General features: G+C 68.4%; 11 protein-coding genes. 4 read left to right on the plus strand and 7 right to left on the minus strand.

Translation table 11 applies throughout. The features are described from left to right. Nucleotides 1-18: 18 nt before the first annotated feature. The 4 genes from IPG05_03920 to IPG05_03935 all read left to right on the plus strand — a co-directional run bounded on the left by IPG05_03920 (nucleotide 19) and on the right by IPG05_03935 (nucleotide 6,465). Nucleotides 19-2,808, plus strand: a complete 2,790-nt coding sequence (locus IPG05_03920) for a TonB-dependent receptor (protein MBK6494239.1) — start codon at nucleotides 19-21, stop codon at nucleotides 2,806-2,808. A 220-nt stretch (nucleotides 2,809-3,028) separates the two neighbouring features. Continuing rightward, the gene (locus tag IPG05_03925) at nucleotides 3,029-3,706 is read left to right on the plus strand and encodes a TetR family transcriptional regulator (protein MBK6494240.1); all 678 of its coding nucleotides are present in this window, start codon (nucleotides 3,029-3,031) and stop codon (nucleotides 3,704-3,706) included. Then, nucleotides 3,703-5,544 carry an acyl-CoA dehydrogenase family protein gene (locus IPG05_03930; protein MBK6494241.1) on the plus strand — a complete coding sequence of 614 codons (1,842 nt, stop codon included), beginning with the start codon at nucleotides 3,703-3,705 and terminating at the stop codon, nucleotides 5,542-5,544. Before IPG05_03925 ends, IPG05_03930 begins: the two co-directional genes overlap by 4 nt. A gap of 267 nt (nucleotides 5,545-5,811) precedes the next feature. Then, nucleotides 5,812-6,465: a hypothetical protein gene (locus tag IPG05_03935; GenBank protein MBK6494242.1), complete on the plus strand. Its 654-nt coding sequence runs from the start codon at nucleotides 5,812-5,814 to the stop codon at nucleotides 6,463-6,465. Nucleotides 6,466-6,694: 229 nt separating this feature from the next. On the opposite strand, the gene IPG05_03940 is transcribed toward IPG05_03935, so the two are convergent. The 7 genes from IPG05_03940 to IPG05_03970 all read right to left on the minus strand — a co-directional run bounded on the left by IPG05_03940 (nucleotide 6,695) and on the right by IPG05_03970 (nucleotide 15,707). Beyond that, entirely contained in the window at nucleotides 6,695-7,360 is a 666-nt protein-coding gene (locus IPG05_03940) for an outer membrane beta-barrel protein (protein MBK6494243.1), read from the minus strand. A gap of 95 nt (nucleotides 7,361-7,455) precedes the next feature. Next, nucleotides 7,456-7,857 carry a peptide-methionine (R)-S-oxide reductase MsrB gene (msrB, locus tag IPG05_03945; GenBank protein MBK6494244.1) on the minus strand — a complete coding sequence of 134 codons (402 nt, stop codon included), beginning with the start codon at nucleotides 7,855-7,857 and terminating at the stop codon, nucleotides 7,456-7,458. Nucleotides 7,858-7,987: 130 nt separating this feature from the next. Continuing rightward, nucleotides 7,988-9,445, minus strand: a complete 1,458-nt coding sequence (locus IPG05_03950) for a cytochrome c3 family protein (protein ID MBK6494245.1) — start codon at nucleotides 9,443-9,445, stop codon at nucleotides 7,988-7,990. After that, nucleotides 9,442-10,944 carry a hypothetical protein gene (locus tag IPG05_03955; GenBank protein ID MBK6494246.1) on the minus strand — a complete coding sequence of 501 codons (1,503 nt, stop codon included), beginning with the start codon at nucleotides 10,942-10,944 and terminating at the stop codon, nucleotides 9,442-9,444. The genes IPG05_03950 and IPG05_03955 overlap by 4 nt, the downstream gene beginning before the upstream one ends. Next, nucleotides 10,941-12,983: a hypothetical protein gene (locus IPG05_03960; protein MBK6494247.1), complete on the minus strand. Its 2,043-nt coding sequence runs from the start codon at nucleotides 12,981-12,983 to the stop codon at nucleotides 10,941-10,943. The genes IPG05_03955 and IPG05_03960 overlap by 4 nt, the downstream gene beginning before the upstream one ends. Continuing rightward, a complete protein-coding gene (locus tag IPG05_03965) occupies nucleotides 12,980-14,515 on the minus strand; it encodes a hypothetical protein (protein ID MBK6494248.1) in 1,536 nt (511 codons plus the stop codon). The genes IPG05_03960 and IPG05_03965 overlap by 4 nt, the downstream gene beginning before the upstream one ends. 289 nt (nucleotides 14,516-14,804) lie before the next feature. Further along, entirely contained in the window at nucleotides 14,805-15,707 is a 903-nt protein-coding gene (locus IPG05_03970) for an ADP-ribosylglycohydrolase family protein (GenBank protein ID MBK6494249.1), read from the minus strand. Nucleotides 15,708-15,762: the final 55 nt, after the last annotated feature.

Genomic DNA, 15,762 nt, shown 5'->3' on the forward strand with positions numbered 1-15,762 from the left:
CGCCTCAGGATTCGACTCATGCCGTTTGTCGGTCTGTCCCGCGCCCTCCGTTGGGCCGCCCTCTCCCTGCTCCTCCCCGCGGCTGCGCTGGCGCAGGGCGCCGTCGCCGGCACCGTGGTGGATGACGCCTCGGGCATCGCGCTCACCGGCGTGGTCGTCCGTGTCGAGGGCACCACGCGCGAGGCGCTCACGGACCGCACTGGGCGATTCCTCCTCACTGGCCTCCCCACCGGACGGCAGGAGATCGTCACCCGCTACATCGGTTACGCCGTGGCCCGGGCCACCGTCACCGTCGAGGCGGGGCGCACGGTCAGCACGACTTTCCGGCTCCGGTCGGTCACGACCGACCTCGGTACCCTCGTGGTGACTGCCACGCGTAGCGGCCAGGCCTCGGCCCTCAATCAGCAGCAGAACGCCGCGAACGTGACCAACGTCGTCGCCGCCGATCAGATCGGCCGCTTCCCCGATGCCAACATCGGCGACGCCCTGAAGCGCATCCCCGGCATCACCGTCGCGATCGACCAGGGCGAGGCGCGCTTCGGGTCGATCCGTGGCACCGAGCCGCGCTTCAACTCGGTCATGGTCAACGGCGAGCGGGTCCCGTCGGCGGAGGCCGAGGTTCGCCAGGTGCAGCTCGACCTGATCCCGGCGGACATGGTGCAGGCAGTCGAGGTCAACAAGTCGCTCACGCCGGAGATGGATGCCGACGCCATCGGCGGGTCGGTCAACATCGTGACCCGCGCAGCACCGACAGGCTTCCGGCTCTCGACCACGCTCGGCTCCGGCTACAACTGGATCCGCAACGAGCCGGTCCTGCTCGGCTCGGCGATCATCGGCACGCGCTTCCTGAACGACCGGCTCGGCGTCATCGCCAGCGGCTCGTACTACGATCAGCAGTACGGCTCGGACAACAAGGAAGGGGTCTGGGACAAGACGGCGGCCGGTGCGGCCTACGCGACGCAGTTCGACGTTCGACGCTACGACATCCAGCGGATTCGCAAGTCGGTCTCCGGCTCGGTGGACTACCGCTTCGATGCCGGCAACACCGTCATGTTCCGGGCGATCTACAACAACCGCAATGACTGGGAGAACCGCTTCCGGGCACGCTACATCTTCGGGGCGCCCAATGCCAGCGGGGTGCAGAACACCGAAATCCGCCGGCAGACCAAGGGCGGCGGTCCAGAGGACCGACTCAAGGCCACTCGCCTCGAAGACCAGCGCACCCAGAGCTATCAGCTCTCTGGCGAGCATCTGATCGGCCGCCGGGCGCAGGTCAGCTGGTCGGCGTCGACGGCGAAGGCCTCCGAGACTCGCCCGGACGAGCGCTACATCGACTGGCGCGTGCGGAACATCGCCTACACCGCCGACTATTCGGATGAGCAGACGCCCCAGTTCGCGCCGGTCAACGCCGCGCTGGTGACCCCGGACCGCTACACCTTCCGCCGGATCGAGCAGCTGGAGAGCTTCACCGAGGACCGCGATCGCAACGGGCGCCTGGACCTCCGGCTTCCGCTGGCGGATGGCGATCGGGGCACCACGCTGAAGGTGGGCGCGCGCTACCGCGACAAGGAGAAGCTCCGCGACAACAGCTACGATTTCGCGGCACCGGTCACCGGCAGCGCCTTTGCCAACTTGACGCTCAAGGGCAACGCCGACTTCACGACCGATCGGAACTACGCCGGCAATTATCAGTACGGCGTCTTCACGACGCCCGCCCAGCTGGCCGCCCTCGACCTCTTCAACGCGGCGCAGTTCACGCTCTCGGACCAGCCGGCAGAGTACGCGGCCGGCAACTTCACGGCGACCGAGACGATCACCGCCGGCTATGCCCAGGTCGAGCAGCGCCTCGGCGCGGCCGTCTCGCTGATCGGCGGCGCGCGCGTCGAGCGCACCAAGGTGGATTACCGCGGCTTCGAGTTCAACGTGGACGACGAGACCATCTCCCCCACCGTGGGCGGCCAGTCCTATACCGATGTCCTCCCCAGCGTGAACCTGCGCTGGCAGGCCGCGCCGAGCACCGTCGTGCGGGCCGCGTGGACGAACTCGCTGGCTCGGCCGAACTACTATGACCTCGTGCCGTACCGCTCCGTGTCGCTCGATGACGACGAGCTGTCGACCGGCAATCCGGACTTGAAGCCGACGCGTGCGATGAACCTCGACTTGACCGCGGAACGCTATTTCGCCTCGGTCGGTCTCGTTTCCGGCGGCGTCTTCCACAAGCAGATCGACGACTTCATCTACAACTTCACCGCGTTCAACGAAGTGGATGCCGTCACCGGGCGGACCTTCGCGCAGATTTCGCGGCCGCGGAACGGCGCCAAGGCGCGCCTCACCGGCGTGGAAGTCGCCGTGCAGCGGCAGCTGGACTTCCTCCCCGGCGTCCTGAAGGGTCTGGGCGTCTACCTGAACTACACCTACACCGATTCGAAGGTGGAAGGGCTCGACATCGCCGGGCGCGAGAACGAGAAGCTGCCGCTCCTCGGCACGGCGAAGCACAGCGCGAACGCCTCCCTCTCCTACGATGGCACGCGACTCGCCTTCCGCGTCGCGCTCAACTACCAGAGCGAAGCGCTCGACGCCGGCGAGGGGGGCTACAACGAGGACGCCTTCTTCGACCGCTGGGCGGACCGGCGCACCGACATCGACGCGAACGCCACCTTTGCCCTGACCCCGAAGGCACGGTTCTTCGTCGAAGCCAACAACCTCAACAACCGCCCGCTGCGTTACTTCCAGGGCACCCGCGGCCGCCTGGCGCAGGACGAGTTCTACGGGCGCCGGGTGCAGACGGGGTTGAAGATCGACTTCTGACGGCAGGGTGGGGTAGGTGAACGGTGAACGGTGAACGGTGGATTGGTGCGGGGTTGGGTTCCAGGGAGCAGCACCCTGTGACCCGTGACCTGTGACCTGTTCACCGTTCACTGGTCACTGGTCACTGGTCACTGGTCACTGGTCACTGGTCACTCCTCCCCCTTGCCCCCCGCCGCCCCCGCCCCTAACTTGCTTGCTGACAAGTAAGCGAGGTTCTCCGATGCCCCGCCCCACCCCGGTCGCCCCACCCGCGCGGCTCCGCGACGCGGAGCGCAGCCGCACCGCCATTCTCGAGGCCGGCGCCGAGCTCTTTGCGGAGCTGGGCTACGAGGCCACCTCGCTCGCTGCGGTCGGCGTGCGCGCCGGTCTCTCGCGCGGCACCCCGGGCTACTTCTTCGGCTCCAAGGCCGAGCTGTACCACGCGGTGCTCGAGCAGGCCTTCGCCGATGCGCTGGAGACCATCCGCGCCGGGCAGCTCCGCGCCATGCGCAGCGCCCGGCCCCCGGCGGAGGTCCTCGCTGGCGTCGTCTCCGACTACGTCGACTTCGTGGTGGCGCATCCGAATTTCCTCCGGCTGATCCAGCGCGAGGCGCTCGGCGAGGGCGCCGGCCTCGATTCGCGGTCGCTCCGGCAGGCCGTCGGCAGTGAGGCGGTCACCGCGCTGGCCCAGGAACTCGGCTTTGCCCCGCGCGCACGGACGCAGGTCATGCACCTCCTCCTCTCGATGCTCGCGCTCACCTGGTTTCCGGCGCTGCACGAGACCACGCTCGTCCCGGCGATCGGTTTCGATCGCCCGTCGGGCGCGTTCCTCACGGCCCGCAAGCGGCACATCACCACCCTGTTGCTCGGCGCGCTCCCTTCCCGCCGCGCCACCCCGACCAAGCGGAGACCCCGATGACCGACGTCCTCACGCCCACCGCCTCTGCTCCTGCCGCTCCGTCGGTCGACGAGGCGCGCGCGGTCGCCGAAGCGGCCCGCGAAGCGGAATGGACCGCGCCGTCGTTCCTGCGGGAGCTCTTTGCCGGGCGCCTGCCGATCGGCCTGGTCCACCCCTTCCCCGCCCCCGATCCCGCGATGGTCGCCAAGGCCGCCCCTTTCCTCCAGGAACTCGAACGCTTCCTTCGCGAGGAGGTCGACAGCGACGCCATCGATCGCGCGGGGAAGGTTCCCGCCGACGTGGTGCAATCACTCCGCGAGATGGGCGCCTTCGGCATCAAGATCGACGAGCAGTACGGCGGCCTGGGCCTCTCGCAACTGATGTACACCAAGGCGATCGGCATGGTGACGTCGCAGGACGGGTCGCTCACCGCCCTGCTCTCGGCGTCGCAGTCGATCGGCGTGGCCGTTCCGTTGAAGCTCTTTGGCACACCGGAACAGAAGCAGCGCTTCCTCCCCCGCCTCGCCCAGGGGGCCATCTCCGCCTTTGCCCTGACCGAGACCGGCGTCGGCTCCGATCCGGCCGGGCTCGCCACCACCGCCGAGAAGAGCGAGGATGGGACCCACTGGATCCTCAACGGCGAGAAGCTCTGGTGCACCAACGGTCCCGTGGCTGAGGTGATGGTGGTCATGGCGAAGACCGGGACGCGGATCACCGCCTTCATCGTCGAGGCCGACATGCCCGGCGTCGAAGTGGTGCACCGGCTCGGCTTCATGGGACTGAAGGCGATCGAGAATGGCGTGATGCGCTTCACCAACGTGAAGGTGCCCGCCGAGAACGTGATCTGGGGCGAGGGGAAGGGATTGAAGCTGGCGTTGATCACCCTCAACACCGGACGGCTCACCTTGCCGGCCTCGGGCGTCGCCGGCGCCAAGCGCGCGCTCCAGATCGCCAGGAAGTGGGCGGCGACGCGCACGCAGTGGGGGAAGCCGATCGGCAAGCACGACGCGGTGGCCCAGATGCTTGGCAAGATGACTGCTGACACCTTCGCGATGGAGGCAGTCGCGGAACTCGCCTCGCTGCTCGCCGATCGCGGCGACACCGACATTCGCCTCGAGGCGGCGATCGCCAAGCTCTGGAACTCGGAGATCAGCGGGCGCATCGTCGACGACTGCCTGCAGATCAAGGGGGGGCGCGGCTACGAGACCGCCGACTCGCTCCGGATGCGCGGCGAAGTGCCCGACCCTGTCGAGCGGATGTATCGTGACTCGCGGATCAACCGGATCTTCGAAGGCTCCAGCGAAATCATGCGCCTCTTCATCGCGCGCGAAGCCGTCGACACCCACCTCAAGGTCGCCGGTGATCTGATCGACCCACGGATGCCGCTCGCCGCGAAGGGAAAGGCATTGCTCCGCTCGGCGGGCTTCTACGCCGTCTGGTATCCGCGACTCTGGCTCGGTACGGAGTGGCTGCGCTTCGGCAACTTCGGCGCGCTCGCCGGACATCTCCGCTTCGTCGGCCGCCGCTCCCGCAAGCTCGCGCGCACGCTCTTCCATGCCATGGTCCGCTTCGGCCCGAAGCTGGAGCAGCGCCAGGCCGTGCTCTTCCGCCTGGTCGATGTCGGCGCCGAACTCTTCGCGATGACCGCGGCGATCAGCCGAGCCGAGACGATGGCGCGCGCGGGCAACCGCGATGCGGTCGCGGTCGCCGACGTCTTCTGTCGGCACGCCCGCCAGCGCGTGGATCACCTCTTCCGGCAGGCGTTCGGGCCGGATGACGTGGCTACCTATCAGCTCGCGCAGCGGGTCGTGAAGGAGGAGATGACGTGGTTGGAGGCGGGGATTGTTCGTGAGGGGTGAGCACCGATAGTTGACCGGTGAAGTGTGTGATGGACGATTGAGGCGGTCGCCAGGTGAAAGGTGAAACAGCGAAAGCATTCGCGTTTCACCTTTCACCTTTCACCTTTGCGCGCAGGACGCACTCATCGCCGAGTGTGCCAATGTGCGCGGACCCGGGCGTCACCCCCCTGTCCGCGCCATCGAACTCCGCGCGGCGCAAACAATTGGATCCGCACCCGATACTAGCCGAACGGCTGGCTGATCTCATCCCGCGACCCGGAGTACCTCATGACCCGCACTGCGCTCTTCACTGCCCTCGTGCTCTCCGCCGCCGTGGCGGCGTGTAGCGACGACCCCACTGGCAACGGCGATCCTGGGCCGATCCTCATTGCCGGCGGCGACATGGGGCCGCGGTTCGAGAATTTCTCGCTGAGTCGTGACGGCGCGCCGCTGACCGATGCCGTGGTCAAGATCAACGGGACCACGCTGCCGGCCAGCAGCACGGGGAGCTACAACTACGACCGGGGCTCCGCCCTCGCTGCAGGGGAGGAGCTGGTGATCCGCGTGGAGCATGACGGCGACGTCGTCGAGGGGCGGGCGACGATGATCGAGGGGCCTACGCTGACCGCACCGGTCGCGGACCAGGTGATCACGTACGGCCAGCCGCTCACCGTGACGTGGACCTCCGTCCCGCAGCCCGATTATTGGACCATTTCCATGACCTACAGTGTGAATGGGGCGGGCAACGGGCACACCGATTCCCTGCCCCCGGCGGCGCGGAGCAGCAGCTTCCCCACCACGGTCGTGCCGGCCAGCGCCATCAACCCCGCCATCGGCATCTACAGCTATCTGCGCGGGACGTTCACCGGGCCAGCTGATCCCGCCTCGAACATGCGCGTGCGGGCTGGGTCGTCCGTCGTGAATCTGGTCAAGGCGCCGTAACGCATCTTGGTGAGGGGTGAGGGGTGAGGGGTACGCGCTCTGTCATCCTGAGCGAAGCCCGCGAAGCGGGCGGAGTCGAAGGACCTCTTTCCGAGCGCATCGGGAAGAGGTCCTTCGACTGCGCGCCGGCTCCGCCGACGCTTCGCTCAGGATGACAACACACCCCTCACCCCTCACTCCTCACCCTGCGCGGGCATTGCCCGCCCCCGTTCACCGTTCACCCGTCAACCTACCTTCTCACCCCCACCACAATCGTCGGATTCCAATTCCCCACGATCCCGCCGGAGTAATTGTGAATCAGCCGCGTCATCCGCCCCTCGGCGTAGAGCGCGACGGGCCATGACGCCGGACGCGCTGTCACGCCGGCGCCCAAATGGCCCTGCAGCGCCTGGTCATTGAAGCTTGCGTCGTAGGAGAAGTTTGGCAGTGTGGCGCCGGTGTCGTCGGTGACCACCTGCCGGTTGCGCTCGCGGACCGTGAGGTAGCCGAGCCCGACCACGGCGTACGGGCGCACCGATCCCTCAGCCGGGGCAATGCGCAGCGTGGTCCCCAACGACCAGCCGGTGTCCCGGTTACGGCTATCGAAGTGGCAGGGACCGGTCCCGCCACCAGGAAGGAAGCAGTCGGTCGTCGACTGACGGTGGACTTCGTTCAGCCGCTCCACGCCCCCCTCGAGGCCCCAGGTGAGGTACCGGCGGGTGACGAGGTCGACGCCGAGGCGGACGATCATCCCATGATCCGACTGGGAGTCGCCGATGCGGCCTTCCATTCTTGTGTAGCCGGCACCGAGGGAAAGCTGCTGCGCTGTGGCTGGTGCCGCGGCTGGCATGAGGAGCAAGAGCAGCAACGACCCGCGCGTCAGGGTCGGCCGGATGGCGATGGTGGGTACACGCATGGGAACCTCCTCGATGGTCAAGCGTCCGGTCACCCTCCGAGACGGGGTGCCGGACGCCGACCTAACGGGACCCCGAACGCAATTGTTTCAAAACGTTACGGTCGATCCTCAAACAGGCCCCGATACGCCCCGTACCCGTTCGCCTCGAGCTCGGCCACCGGAATGAACCGGAGCGCCGCCGAGTTCATGCAGAAACGAACCCCCTCGGGCCCTGGGCCATCATCGAAGACGTGGCCGAGGTGCGAGTCTGCCTGCGCGGACCGGACCTCGGTGCGCGTCATGTAGGGCAGCGAGCGGTCGGTCCGGGTCGCCACGGCGTCGTGGTTGATCGGCTTGGTGAACGACGGCCAGCCCGTGCCGGAGTCGAACTTGTCGCGAGACGAGAAGAGCGGTTCGCCCGAGACGACATCCACATAGATGCCATCCTCGTGACGGTCCCAGTACTCGTTCTCGAACGGCGGCTCGGTCCCCTCGTGCTGGGTGACGCGATACTGCATCGGATTGAGGCGGCGACGGAGTTCTTCGTCGGTGGGCTTTTGAAACGACACGGCACGCTCCGGGGGTGAAGGTCTCACACCCGGAACATACGCCTGTCGGATGTTTCTGGTTCCCTGCCCGGCCTGGACGCTATTGCCGGCGGGGGATCGCCGTGCCGTGGCACGCCATGCAGAGTTGCGGATTCTTGCGGAGCATCCGTTCGGAGTCGAACCCGGGGCCGTGCGGCGAGAAGCCGCGGCCCTTCTGCGCCGAGTGGCAGGTCAGGCAATCCCGCTCCACGTGACACGATGCGCAGCTTTCGAGGGACTGCCGCGCCGCCTGCCCATGGCCCACGAAGAACTGGCGATTGCCGTCGTGATAGCCGCCGGCGCCGAGGAGGGCGCGCTGCGACACGACGCCGGACTGCTGGTGGCAGCTTTGGCAGAACTGCTGCTGGTTATGGCACTCGGCACACGAACTCGCGCGCGAGTAGGCATCGGCCGGATGCCGCGTCAGGAAGCTCGCGGGATGGTACTGCCCGCGATTGGCGGTGTTCGGCACGTGGCACGTCAGGCAGCTCTGCCGTGTGTGACAGGACGCGCAGGTCTGCATCGTGGCCGCGGCGACGGTTCCATGCTTGGTTGGCCAGGTCGGCGTGTGGGTCAACGGTGCCTTCGCCTTCGGCATCGCGCCGGCCCCACGACCGGGGCCTGCCGGATAGAGGCCGCGTGCCGCGGCCGGCAACTGGTTGACGTGGCAGACCGCGCAGCTCTCCCGCGTGTGGCAGGTCTGGCATGCCTGTGCCCCGTGCCCGGCCTGCTTGCCATGTTGCGACTCGAAATCCGCCCGTTGGTGCGTGGCGGGCTGGTCGAACTTCCTCGGCAACGCCACCGCCGCGTTGAAGAAGCCGAGCGCCTGAATGGCGGGAATCTCTGGCGCGTTCACGTGGCAGTAGGTGCAGTAGGGCCGCACGTGGCACGTGGCACAACTCGAGGCGACCTGCTGCGTCCCGACCGTGGCCTTCGCCTGCTTCCCGTGACCAGCCTTCGACTGGAAATTGGGGTCATCGTGGCTCAGCGGTCGCGGGAACCGGGCGATCCGCTCGCGGCTCAGGCCCGTCGCCTTCGACAGGGCGATGTGGCACGTGGCACACGCCGAATCGGGCAGCGAAAAGTGATTCTCGCGTCCAAGCTTGTGACAGCTCAGGCACTGGGGGGCGTCGGGCCCCCGCACGTCCATCCACTGGGCGCCGCCCGTGGCATGGCAGTCGACGCAGGTGCCGGACGAGTCGGCATGCCGGGCCCGACGCCGCTCAATGTGGACGCGGTGATTGAAATTCAGGTGGGTGATCGGCGGACCGACGCGCGGTTGCCAATCGACGATGCGCTGCGCCGCGCCGTCATGGCAGGTGGCGCATTGGGCGGCGGTCGGGAAGATGCTGACTCCGGCCCGCTCGGCACCGACGTGGCATGCCGTGCAGGAGACGAACAACTTGGCATGCTTGCCGTGATCGAACGGATCGGGGGCGCGCGGCGCACGAGCCGCGCCGATCGCGATGCCAGCGACGGTTCCGAGGAGCAGCACCAGTCCGCTGATGCGACGGATCATGGCGTTCTCCCGGCCGGGCGCGCCGGCGGCAAGGCCCACCGATCGGCACTGGATCGGAGCGTCATCGAGGCGCGCAACCCGAGGCGCCACTGATTCCAGTCGAAGGCGGCGGCGTCGAGTCGATCGCGCGATTCCCAGTAGCGATCCACCGTGGCACCGACCTGCCACCGCTCGGCGACATGATAGCTGGCCGCGGCGCCGAACCAGGTCAAGCCGGCATCCTGGAACCGAAACTCGAGCGGACGCTGCAGCGAACCGCCTTCGATGGACAGCGTGATCGGATCCCGAGGATGCCAGGAGACGCGGGCATCAACGCCCACGCTGCTCGCGCCCGGGAGGCGCTCAGTGTGCGCGCCACCCGTCACGACCCACTGCGGGCGGGGCGTCAGCGTGGCCTCGACACCGGCCCGCCATCCGCTCTCCTTGGCATTCACCTGCGGGGTGCTCGCCTCGGTGGGCTCGTAGCGGAACCACTCGCCACGACCGCGCAGTTGGAGGTTCTTCACCACGCCGACCGCGAGCGAGCCATTCACGCCGCGGTACGGGACCGGCGAGAAGGCGCCCCACACGGTCCAGAGATCGAAGTATGGCCGGTAGTGTCGCGCCCCGACGGTCGCCCAGAGTCGTGGCGCGCTGTACGCGAGCGTCGCCTCGGCCGTACCGAGCTGCGCCAGCGCCACGTCATAGTCGGCGCCCGCCACCAGCGAGAGTCGCTTGAACGGGCGCAGCTGGGTGGAGATGCCCGCACGCTCGGCCACCATGTAGTTCGTGAGCGGGTCGATTTCGCGACGATACTCGATCATTGCGTCGACGTCGCGCAGTCGCGCCCCGATGCTGCCCCCTGCCACGATCTGCCGAACGCCCGGGTTGTAGTCCAGCAACGGATTGACCGCGGGAGACGTCACCGGCAAGACCGTGCCGCGCGCCATCCCCCACCCGCCATAGAGCGAGAGGTCGAGCGGCAGCCGATCGAGGCGCAGGGCGGCACGAGCACCGTCAATCACCCCGAGCCCGGCGTTGCCGAGTCGACCCTGATCGAGCAGCCGCCCACCTTGCACCGTGAGGCCGTCGCGGATGTACTCGGCAAAGCCCTCCGTCACCTGGAGACGCGGCGTCGTGCCCGCCCACGCCTGTTCTCCGGCGAGGTCGGTGTTCAGGCGCGCATGCACCCGCACGCGGAGCCCAGGCACGCCGAGCCCCCACATCGTCAGGTCCGTGGAGGCCATCGCGGGCATCCCGCGGCGCACACTGCCGGGGCGGAAGAACTGACAGAAGCCGTTGTTGAAGCAGGTGACCGCAAAACCATCGGGCGAGACCGGGCCGCCTGTCGGGCCGGTCTGCACCTCGGCCTCCGTGATGCTGTCGGGGGAGATGGCTCGAATGGCCACACGCTGCGCGGCCGCGTCGAAGCGCAGGCGCCAGGACTGTGCCGTCAGCGGTGCGGCGCCGAGCACGGCGAGCGCCATCAGAATCCGCAACGCCTCGCGGCCGCCGGTCATTGCGCGTCCCCAGCCGTCATCAGATGGAAGCGATACTCCGCGGGCGACTGCAGGAAGTGGCAGGTGCTGCACTCCCCGGCCGGTTTGTGGTTTCGCTGGGCCTCGTGGCACGTCACGCAGAAGGTGCGGTTCGGCACCAGCGCGTTGATGACGGTGGCGCGGTGGCACTTGTCGCACGCCGAGTGGGTCTGTCGCACGTGCACCGCGCGCACCACCGCCTGCGACGTGACGGCCGCGTGGCAGGTCGCGCAATCGCGGCCGACGGTGTGGTGCGGCACATGGCACCCCTGACAACGACGCACGCTGTCGGTGGGCATGGCGTTCGGCGGTCGATGGCAGTCGACGCATTGCACGGTGGCGGCGTGCTGCCCGTGCGCAAAGCGCACTTCGCGCACGCGCGGGGGATGCTCGGGGCCCTGCACCGACATCAGCGCCACGCGCGGGCCCTCGATCTTGGCCGTGGTATGGCAGGCAGCGCAGGCCTTCGGCTCGAGCGTGCCGCGGTACAGGGCTTGGTGATGGCAGAGGTCGCAGCCACGCGGCACGGCGAAGACGAGCTTGCCTCCGGCCCCACTCAACGTGTGACAGGTGATGCAGGCCAGCGACGTGTGACGCGAATGGGGGAACGTATCGACTGGAGCGGAGGGGATGATCGGGACGGCGGACGCGACCGAGGGCCCGGGAGGCGGATCCTCCTCGGGCGGGACGTCTCCCTTGCCGCGCGGCGGCATGGGCTCCTCGATCGGCGCCGTGAGCACCGGCGCATGCACCGCGCTGACCCGCGTCCGGACGACGCTCATGGTGTCAAACGGGAGCGGCGGCTTGACGTTGCCCCGCTTCCGCGCCTGGGTGTGGCAGCCGACGCAATCCGAGGCGTCGACCGAGGCGGCATGCGGCTCGTGGCAGGTCAGGCACTGCTTCGCCACGCGCTTGTGGCTTGGCCCCGCGTGGAAGGGGCTCTTCTCGAGGTTGGCGTGGCACTTGTCGCAGGAGCCGCGCGCATCCTCTGGTGTCCGGTGCGCGTGGACATCGTGGCAGGCGCCGCAGGTGCCGTCGTGCGGATCGCGCTCGACACGGTAGTTCGGGAGCCGAGCCTTCATCTGATGGCACGCGGTGCACTGCCCGACTGCAGGGACCAGCGCCTGCCGCGCGGCGCTGTCAGTCGCGAGTGCCGGGAGATCCTTCCGGAAGGCATGGCAGACCGCGCAATTGATCTCCGCGAGGTCGGTCATCTTGTTGAGCTTGATCCCCTGCTTCTCGTGGCACCCCGACTGCTGACAGGTGCGCGCCGAGGGGATGAACTTGTGCACCTCCTGCCCGTGGCAGGTAACGCACTGGAGGTCCTTGAGCGGCAGCGAATCGGAATCGAAGTGGACGCGATGCCCCGCGAGGTTGCGGACATGTTCCCACTTCTTGGTCTTCGGCCCCTCGAGCGAATGGCAACTTTCGCAGCGCGTATTCGGCACCGGGGCATGCTTGCCGATCTCGGTCGGGCGATTGGCCACCCAGAGCACCAGCTGCCGCGTGCTGGCGAAGATGCTCTGCTGGTGACAGTTGTGGCACTGGAGCGTGTCGTGCTTGCCGGCACCGATCTGGAAGCGGGCGAACGGCTTCTCCATCACGTGACAGCCGGTGCAGAAGCCATTGTCGTGCTGCATGTAGTTCCAGCTCTTGATGCCGGCGAACCCGGCCACGAAGAGCGCAATCAACGCACCGCCCGCGAGGGTGAACTGGATCTCGCGGGAGCGGGTGCGCAACCAGCCAACTTCGCGGTCGCGCTTCTGCCAGAGCAGGTAGACGGCGGCGAGCGCCACCAGCCCGCCCACGACGACGCCGGCGATCTGGACCCACTGCGGCACCGACATGAGGAAGCGGACCGTCTCGGCCACGCCGCCCGGGAGGGGCGGCGGCGTGAGGGTGTCACGCAACATGCCGACGGCGGCCCCGAGGGTGTCGCCGACCGCACGCACTGAATCCCCCGCGGCGCCAGTGTCGGCGCCGGGGGGATTCTGCATGACGAACAGGGTGGAGACGCTCACTCCCCGGACACGTGCCGGGTCGTGATGAAGTTCGGCTGCCGGACGGCGGCGGCCTGCAGCGACTGCTCCACGAGTGCACTCACGGCGGCCGGGGGAGCCGGCAGGACGTAGCGCGCCCGCAGTTCATTGATGTTGGCGCCCAGGAGGGCGCGGGCCAGGAACGGATTGTGGACGCCCTTCGAGCGGTCGCCGTTGGAGTAGCGCTCGGCGAAGGTCTTCACGTTGAACTCGGCACCGCGCGCGGGCGTGATGACCGTCGGGTTGGAGAGCTCCAGCGGCATGTCCCGCTTGATGATGGCCAGGTACCCGCCATCCGTCGGTGCCGCGTCGATGGTCTGGTTGGCGTTCAGGTCGGTCCAGATCTGCGCTGCGAGCAGCTCGATGTCGTTCCGGGCACTCGCCAGGCGACCCGCCGCGATGGCCTCCGTGGCATGGCAACCGGCGCTGACACAGGTCTTGAAGGAACGCGCCGGCGGCGAGAAGGCGCAGGTCTCCAGGTTGTTCGGCTTGCCGTTCGCGTCGAGGCAGGGGATCGCCTTGAAGCTGTGGCCGCTCGCGTTGAAGACGAAGCCACCGGTGGCCGGATCGGTGATGGTCCACCGGTTCACGTGGCAGCCGGCGCAGAGGCGCGGGTTGGCGGTGCTGGCGTGCGTCGTCAGTCCGATGAGGGTGTCGATCACGACGCCGGACGGACGGTAGCCGCCGATGCCCAGCACCACGAAGCCCTGCGGCGCGTGCGGGGTGCTGCGCCCTGCTTCGGGCTCACCGCGGCGCATGTGGCACTTCATGCAGAGGTTCTGCTCGCGATCGGGCGTCTCGATCGGGAAGCGCAGCATCGCCGGGTTGGCCGAGCCGTGCGGATCGTGACAGACGGCACAGGTGATCGGGGCGGCGCCGACGGAATCGCGCTCGACGTAGTTGGTGGTCGTCACGCCCCACGCCTTCAGGACCGTCTTGCCGTTGTGACAGGCATCGCCGCAGGTGCTGGTGGTCACCACCTGGGCATGGCCGCTCAGCTTCCACTCATCCGCGAAGGGATGGTGGGTCCCGCTGTGGCAGGCGGCGCACGAGGCGCCGTCGACCGTCATCGTCACGCGCGCCAGCGGCCAGGTCGCCCGCACTTCAGGATTCTGCACATGCAGGCCGCCGGGACCATGGCACGCCTCGCACTGCACGTCCTGATAGGCGGAGTCGGTCTTGACGTTCCAGCCCGCCGCCGTCGTCAGCGCGTTGCCGCGCTCGTTGACGGTGTGGCATCCCCAGCACGTCGCCGTCGGCGCCGTGTTGAGGTCCTTCAGCGTCTTGTGCGCCAGCGCGTGCTTGGTCTGGACCCAGCGCGACTGGTGGCCGACGTGGCAATTGCCGCAGCTGGTCTGCTTTGTCGAGACCTTGTAGTAACCGAGCAGGCCGCTCGCCGCATCGGGCGGGGCGTTGAACGGCTCGCGATCACGATAGACGATTTCCGTGGTCGTGCATCCCGCCGCGACGAGCGCGAGGAAGGCGACACGGGCGACTGAACGGAGGAAAGACATCGGGGCCTCCCGATGAAGGAACGAACTGATGGCAACTGTGAGGGAGCGCGTCAAGCGGCGACTGCGGTCGTCGGCAATCGCGACGCTCGAGTCAGTGTGATCAGGGAAACTACGGAACTGCAATGCCACGTTGAGACTTCCTTCCGGTGAACGTTTCCATCCGGTGGACAGCATCATTGTAGTCGGAATTCACGGGGCGCGCCAGATGAGATCGCACATTCAAGTGCGACTGCAACGCTCGGAAATACGGGAAAATACGGGGATCCTTTGAGTCGGGATTACCGGAGGATCACCCATGCATCCGTCGTGCGATGGACTCGCGCAGATGAACATCCTCGCCCGCGTCGCCAATCCACGCGGCGGGCCAGTTGCCGACGCCGTCTCGCGCGCCGATCATCGCTCCAAAGAGCGAGCCGACGAGGGGGCTCATGCCACCGCGCTGCACCATCTCGGTGAGCGCCTCGACCCCGCGGGGCCGGTGCTGGAGCTGCCAGAGCAGCCAGGCGAGCGTGGTCGTGGGGTCGGGTTCCTCGCCATTCGGGGCCGGTGGTGCCCGCCGCGGATCACGGGGCACGGCGCGCACCGCCTCGAGCATCGCCTCCGACGCGCGATTGCTGCGCAGCAGCGCGAGCACATCGGGGATGAAATCGCGTTGACCGTCGAGGAGGCGTGACGCCGTCACCACGAGCGCCACGGCGGCGAGCGCCGCGTGCTCCGACGGATCGAGCAGCCGCGCCACATGGAAGGCGCCGGAGACCATCGTGGCGGGTGTCGCCGAGGCAAGCGCGGCGGGGAGCGCGGCCACCAGCGGGGCGGTGCCAGCGGCGGGAAGGGTGGCGGCGGGCGCATCGAACTCGGCCATCTGCGCGAGCGCGGCTTCCAGGAGTGGGCCGGCCTCGAAGCCATCCTCCCGCCACCACGCGAGGTAGCGACCGCTGAGGCGGCGCAGGTCCACCCCTCCCTCGAGAAATTCCTCCAGCAGGCCGTCGCCCAGTGCGACGGCGGCCGGCCGGCGGCCGGGCGGCGGCGGCAACGGTACGACCCCCTGCCCCGCCAGCGCCTCGCGGACCGCATCCGGATCGTGACAGGTGGCGGTGCGTGCGGCGAGCCGAGCGCCGACGACGGCTCCCACCAGGAAGCCGGTGCGGCGAGCATCGGTGTCGAGCGCGGGGGTAGCAGGGGGCGGCGTCATGCCGCAAAGAAAGCGCCTCCCCCGCCGCGGCGCACCGGGGGGCCGGGGGCCTTAT

It is taken from the genome of Gemmatimonadota bacterium, from assembly GCA_016704275.1.
Taxonomy (GTDB): Bacteria; Gemmatimonadota; Gemmatimonadetes; order Gemmatimonadales; family GWC2-71-9; genus Palsa-1233.